The following is a 6,681-nucleotide window of genomic DNA, read 5'->3' on the forward strand; positions in this document are numbered from 1 at the left end:
GCCGGCCGGGGGGCGCCGCTCGACGCGGGGGGTGCCCCGGGGGCGCGCCCCCGCGCCCGGCACTACCCATCCACGGTTTGCATGGCGTCACGTGGAGCGGTAGCGCGAATGCGATAACGCACCTGTAATCGCTTCCAACACTGCAAACATCATTGAATACGTATGCAGGGTGATTCCCGCGGCGGGCGCGCTGCCTACCATAGCCACGCAGTCAACGGCCACCGCGCCATGACGCTCCCGGGTCCTCCGGGCAACCAAAAAATCGATTGGCAACATTGCCTGGGAGGGGAAAATGTTGAACCGCAAGCGCAGCGCGCTGAGTCTCGCGCTGGCCGTCGCCATGACGCCGTTGATGGCGTCGGCGCAGACCGCCGAATCCAGTACCACCACCGCACCGACCGGCGCCACGGCGACCAATCTGGACACCGTCCAGGTCACCGGCATCCGCCGCGGCATCGAGAACGCGATCGCCATCAAGCAGGACGCCACCTCGGTGGTCGAAGCGATCTCGGCCGAAGACATCGGCAAACTGCCCGACGTGAGCATCGCCGAATCGCTGGGCCGCCTGCCCGGCCTGGCTGCCCAGCGGGTCGCCGGCCGTGCCCAGGTGATCAGCGTGCGCGGCCTGTCCCCGGACTTCGCCACCACCCTGCTCAACGGGCGCGAAGTGGTCAGCACCGGTGACAACCGCAGCGTCGAGTTCGATCAGTACCCCTCGGAACTGGTCAACGGCGTGACCGTGTACAAGACCCCGGACGCGGCCCTGGTCGGCCAGGGCCTGTCCGGCACCATCGACATGCAGACCGTGCGTCCGCTGAGCTTTGCCGAGCGCGTGATCGCGATCAGCGGCCGCTACCAGAAGAGTTCGCTGGGCAAGGCCGCCAATGTCGACCCGTATGGCAACCGCTTCAGCGCCAGCTACATCGACCAGTTCCTCGACAACACGCTGGGCATCTCGATCGGCTACGCGCACAGCGACATGCCCATCCAGGAAAACCAGGTCGGCCTGTACGAACCGTGGACCACCGAGCAGACCGACCAGGGCAACCGCCCCGGCCTGGCCCCGGGCACCGTGTTCTCCGACGGCATCAAGGCCCTGCGTCGCACCGGCAACAACGAGCGCGACGGCGTGATGGCGACCGTGCAGTTCCGCCCGTCGAATGTGTGGACCAGCACGCTGGATGCGTTCCATACCGAAGCCGAGCAGATCGATACCGCCAACCAGTTCGAGGTCAACCTCAGCAACTACAACGGCGGCTATACCCCCGGCCTGCTGATCACCAACCCGCAGATCAATGCCGATGGCACCTTCGCCGGCGGCGTGGCGACCGGCGTGTATCCGCTGGTGCGCGGCATGTACAACAAGCGCAAGGACAAGATCGACGCGTTCGGCTGGAACAACGAGTTCAACTTCGAGCGGGTCAAGGTCGTCGCCGACGTGAACTACTCCAAGGCCACGCGCAACGAACTGAATCTGGAAAACAACCTGCAGCTCACCCCGATGCCGCAGCTGGATTCGGTCGGCGTGGTGGTCAAGCCGGACGGGTTCTCGCAGATCCGCCCGGGCCTGGACTACGCCAACCCGGACGCGCTGTTCCTGACCAACACCATCTACGGCTCCGGCTACGGCAAGGTGCCGATGGTCGAAGACCGCCTGAAGGGTGCCCGCCTGCAGGCCACCTTCGCGATGCCGGATTCGCTGCCGTGGTTCTCCGACGTGGACGTGGGCGTGAACTACGCCGACCGCCGCAAGGACAAGACCCAGGCCGAGGGCAACATCCTGTTGGGCGACCAGGGCGATGCCAATATCGCCAGCGACCTGCAGTACGCGCCGGTCAACCTCGGCTTCGCCGGCATCGGCTACATCCCCGCCTGGAACGTCCCGGCCGCGGTGGACCGCTACATGGTCTTCAATCCGGTCACCAACCTGGACTACCTGATTCCCAAGGCGTGGACGGTGCAGGAGAAGACCAGCACCGCCTGGATCCGCGCCAACATCAACACCGATCTCGGCGAGGTCGGCCTGCGCGGCAACATCGGCGTGCAGATGGTGCGCACCGACCAGAGCTCGCAGTCCAACTACTTCGATCGTTCGCGTCCCGATGGCCAGAACATCCTGCCGATCGATGACGGCAAGACCTACACCGATTGGCTGCCGAGCTTGAACCTGGCCTTCATGTTCCCGCACCAGCAGACGCTGCGCTTCGCCTTGGCCAAGCAGGTCGCACGCCCGCGCGTGGACCAGATGCGTGCCGGCCTGGAGTTCGGCGTGGACACCGCCACCGGCAAGCCGGGCGGCAGCGGCGGCAACCCGCTGCTGGATCCGTGGCGCGCCAACGCGATCGACCTGTCGTACGAGAAGTACTTCGGCGAGAAGGCCTACGTGGCCGCCGCTGTGTTCTTCAAGGACCTGAAGTCCTACGTCTACACGCAGTCGCGCGATGACTACGATTTCAGCGACCTGCTGGCCAGCTACGTGCCGCCGCCGGGCATGATCGTCCCGGTCCTGCCGACCGGCACCTTCTCGGCCCCGCAGAACGGCCAGGGTGGCAAGCTGAAGGGCCTGGAGCTGACCGCCTCGTTCCCGCTGGAGATGCTGACCGACAGCCTGCGTGGTTTCGGCGTGCAGGCCAGCGCGACCTTCAACGACAGCGACATCAAGATCCTGGACCCGGAGAGCGCGTCCAGCGTGGGCAGCGAGCCGATCAGCCTGCCGGGCCTGTCCGAGCGCGTGTACAACTTCACGGCCTACTACGAGCGCAGTGGGTTCGAGGCACGCGTGAGCCAGCGTCGTCGTTCGGACTTCATCGGTGAGATCGGCAATTTCAACGGCAACCGGACGCTGCGTTATGTGGTCGGTGAGAACGTGACCGACGCGCAGGTCAGCTACACCTTCGCCGACAGCAGCAGCCTGCATGGGCTGACGCTGTTGCTGCAGGGAAGCAACCTGACCAACGAGCCGTACCGCACGTACGCCGGCACGAAGGACCGCCCGCTGGAATACGTGGAATGGGGCCGTACCTACATGCTGGGCGTGAACTACAAGTTCTGATTGGGCCCGCATCAGCGGCTTGGTGGCAATATCGAAAACCCAAGGAACCCGCTGCGCGTGCAGCGGGTTTTTTGTTGGCTTTTCTCTCAATGTAGAAGCTGTAGTGCGGGTGCAGAAGCAGCAGCCTTGCCCTTCCGTGGGCTGGTCGGGGGTGTGGGGGTTCGCGGGACGCGCCGTAAACCCATCCATGGGGGCTCGTGAGCCGCATCCATGCGGCACAACGGTCCCGCCAACCCCCACACCCCCGCCCCTCGACAGTTGGCCGGTGGCCATTGCAAGGCAGAAATGCATCGGCCAATGCGCGAGCGAGTCCCGCTTTTCCCTTGCGCACCAGCACATTGTCAAAGGGCGGGCACGGGTGGGTTGGCGGGACCAAGAGCGCCCGGGATGGCGCGACAAAAGCCTACACGGACGTACTTGCGGCGGGTCCCGACAACCCCCCCCGGCCCCCCCCAATCATTAAAAACGCCGCCCAGAGCGCCCCTGCCCTTGCAGTCGCAGTTGCTGTGGCGATTGACGCACTCCAACGCACAAGCGCAAAACAAAAAAAGGGCGAGGCACTCGGCCCCGCCCTCTCAATACCACCGGAAATCGAATCAGCCGCGTCGCGCGCAATACATCGACTGCGCCGGCAACACCAGCTCGCCATCCACCGCCTCGCCCACATCCGGCCCCGGCACATGCATCGCCTGCCACTCCCCCACCGGCAGCGACACCCGAACGCGCTCAGCCGACAGATTGAACGCCAACAGCAACGTCTCCTCGCCGTGCACCCGCTCGAACATCAACACCGGCTCGGCCGAATCCAGGAAACGGATCTCCCCCACCAACAGCGTCGGCATCGTCCGCCGCCACGCCAGGAACTGACGGAACGCGTTCAACACCGACTGCGAATCATGTTCCTGCGTCGCCACCGATGCGGCCTGATGCTCCGCCGGAATCGGCAACCACGGCTCACCGGTCGTGAATCCCGCCTTCGGCGCATCGAGCCACGGCATCGGCGTGCGGCAGCCATCGCGGCCCTTGAAGTTCGGCCAGAAGGTGATGCCATACGGATCCTGCAGCGCCTCGAACGGCACATCCGCTTCGCCCAGCCCCAGCTCCTCGCCCTGGTACAGGCAGATCGAACCGCGCAGCGAGCACAGCATCGCCACCAGCATCCGCGCCAGGCGCGGTTGGGCCGGATGACCACCCCAGCGCGTCACCGCGCGCTCCACGTCGTGGTTGGAGATCGCCCAGCATGGCCAGCCTTCGGTCATCGTCGCTTCCAGCCGCGACACGGTGTCGCGGATGTAACCGGCGCTGAAATCCTTCACCAGCAGCTCGAAGCTGTAGCCCATGTGCAGGCGGCCCGGCGCGGTGTACTCGGCCGTGGTCGCCAGCGAGTCTTCCGCGGAAATCTCGCCCAGGCTGACGGCGCCCGGGTACTCATCCAGCAGCGCACGCAGCCGCTCGATGAAGCCGATGTTCTCCGGCTGCGTGTTGTTGTAGTAGTGGTACTGGTAAGCGTACGGGTTGTCCGCGCTGAAGCCACGGCCCAGGCGCTTCTCCAGCGGCTTGGCCGGGTTGTCGCGCAGCTGGGCGTCGTGGAAACAGAAATTGATGGAGTCCAGGCGGAAGCCATCCACCCCACGGTCCAGCCAGAACCGCACGTAATCCAGCGTGGCCTGCTGCACTGCCGGGTTGTGGAAGTTCAGGTCGGGCTGGTCAGCCAGGAAGTTGTGCAGGAAATACTGCTCGCGGCGCGGCTCCCACTGCCAGGCCACGCCCCCGAAGATCGACATCCAGTTGTTGGGCGGGGTGCCGTCCTCGCGCGGATCGGCCCACACGTACCAGTCCGCCTTGGGATTGGTGCGGTCCTGCCGGCTCTCCTGGAACCAGGCATGGTCGATCGAGGTATGGCTGAACACCTGGTCGATCATCACCTTCAGGCCCCGCGCATGCGCCTCGGCCAGCAGCCGGTCGAAATCGGCGAGCGTGCCGAACATCGGATCGACGTCGCGGTGGTCGGCAATGTCGTAGCCGAAGTCGGCCATCGGCGATTTGAAGAACGGCGAGACCCAGATCGCGTCGACGCCCAGGGCGGCGACATAGTCCAGGCGCTCGATGATGCCGGGCAGGTCGCCCACGCCATCGCCGTCGGCATCCAGGAAACTGCGCGGGTAGATCTGATAGATGACGGCACCGCGCCACCATGGAGACTGCGACATTGGGGCCCCCCTTCGGGCTTCCACGGCACCCGCGAGGGGGGCCAGAAACGAACCCGACAAGCTTAGCTGCGTGCCTCCAGTGGTGGGGTTGCTTGCATACGTATTCACGCCGGACGGGGCACCTCCGGGCGCAACCGCCCCCCGTGATGCGGCCGCCCGTCGCGCGCGGGACGGGGGGGCGGCCTCCCGGATCGGCACGGTTCCGCTCCGTCCGCCCGCGACCATCCCCGTCGATCCAGCGTCCCGGCGCGTCTTCGCGGGCGGAATACGACGGCACCGCCTATAATTCCGCCCAAGCCTGAAAGTCAGACCGCATGACCATCACCGAAGACACCCGCCCCGCGCTGGGCCTGCCCCAGATCCAGACGCTCGCCGCGCCCGACATGGACGCCGTCGATGCGCTGATTCGTCGCCGACTGTCCTCGGATGTCGTGCTGATCAACCAGATCGCCGACCACATCATCTCGGCAGGTGGCAAGCGCCTGCGGCCGATGCTGGTGATGCTGGCCGGCCACGCGGTCGGCCAGGCCGGACCCGAACACCACCAGCTGGCGGCGATCATCGAGTTCATCCACACCTCGACCCTGCTGCACGACGACGTGGTGGACGAATCCAGCCTGCGGCGTGGCCGCAGCACCGCCAATGCGCTGTGGGGCAACGCCCCGAGCGTGCTGGTCGGCGATTTCCTTTACTCGCGCAGCTTCCAGCTGATGGTCGAGCTGGACCGCATGCCGGTCATGCGCATCCTTGCCGACACCACCAACCGGATCGCCGAGGGTGAGGTGCTGCAGCTGCTGCACGTCCACAACCCGGATACCGACGAGGCCGCCTACCTGCGCGTGATCGAGCGCAAGACCGCGGTGCTGTTCGCCGCTGGTACCCGTCTGGGCGCCCTGGCCAGTGGCGTCGATGAGGCCACCCAGCAGGCGCTGTACGACTACGGCATGCACCTGGGCTACGCCTTCCAGATCGCCGACGACGTGCTGGACTACTCGGCCAATGCCGATGAGCTGGGCAAGAACCTGGGCGACGACCTCGCCGAGGGCAAGGCCACCCTGCCGCTGATCCACGCGATGGCGCACTCGGATGCGACCACCCGCGAGCGCCTGCGCGAGATTGTGCAGAACGGCGATGCGACGGCGATGCCTGAAGTGCTGGCCGCCATCCACGCCACCGGTGGGCTGGACTACAGCCGCGCCCGTGCCGAGGAATACGCCGACGCCGCCGAGCGTGCGCTCGACGGCCTGGCCGACAACGATGCGGTCGCCGCCCTGCGCGGGCTGGCCCGTTACGCGGTGCAGCGCTCGCATTGATTGGACGCGTGCCGACCACCGGTGGGCACCAACCGGGCGGATCGGCATTGACGCGCGCATTCCGGTAGTGCCGGCCGCTGGCCGGCTCCGCAGGGCTGCCGGCCAG

Annotated in this window: 3 protein-coding genes; 2 read left to right on the forward strand and 1 reads right to left on the reverse strand. The window is 66.3% G+C overall.

The annotated features are described in order from the left end of the window. The first annotated feature begins 292 nt into the window (after positions 1-292). Positions 293-3,052 (forward strand): TonB-dependent receptor, encoded by a 2,760-nt coding sequence (locus tag ABE434_RS18780; RefSeq protein WP_346479866.1) that lies wholly within the window; start codon positions 293-295, stop codon positions 3,050-3,052. Between the two features lie 596 nt (positions 3,053-3,648). Here the strand turns inward: ABE434_RS18780 and ABE434_RS18785 are convergent. Further along, positions 3,649-5,262 (reverse strand): alpha-glucosidase family protein, encoded by a 1,614-nt coding sequence (locus ABE434_RS18785; RefSeq protein WP_346479867.1) that lies wholly within the window; start codon positions 5,260-5,262, stop codon positions 3,649-3,651. Between the two features lie 314 nt (positions 5,263-5,576). Here ABE434_RS18785 and ABE434_RS18790 point away from each other — a divergent pair, with 314 nt between their 5' ends. Beyond that, the gene (locus tag ABE434_RS18790) at positions 5,577-6,575 is read left to right on the forward strand and encodes a polyprenyl synthetase family protein (RefSeq protein WP_176990793.1); all 999 of its coding nucleotides are present in this window, start codon (positions 5,577-5,579) and stop codon (positions 6,573-6,575) included. Positions 6,576-6,681: the final 106 nt, after the last annotated feature.

This window comes from Stenotrophomonas sp. TWI1183, assembly GCF_039673115.1.
GTDB lineage: Bacteria > Pseudomonadota > Gammaproteobacteria > Xanthomonadales > Xanthomonadaceae > Stenotrophomonas > Stenotrophomonas maltophilia_AA.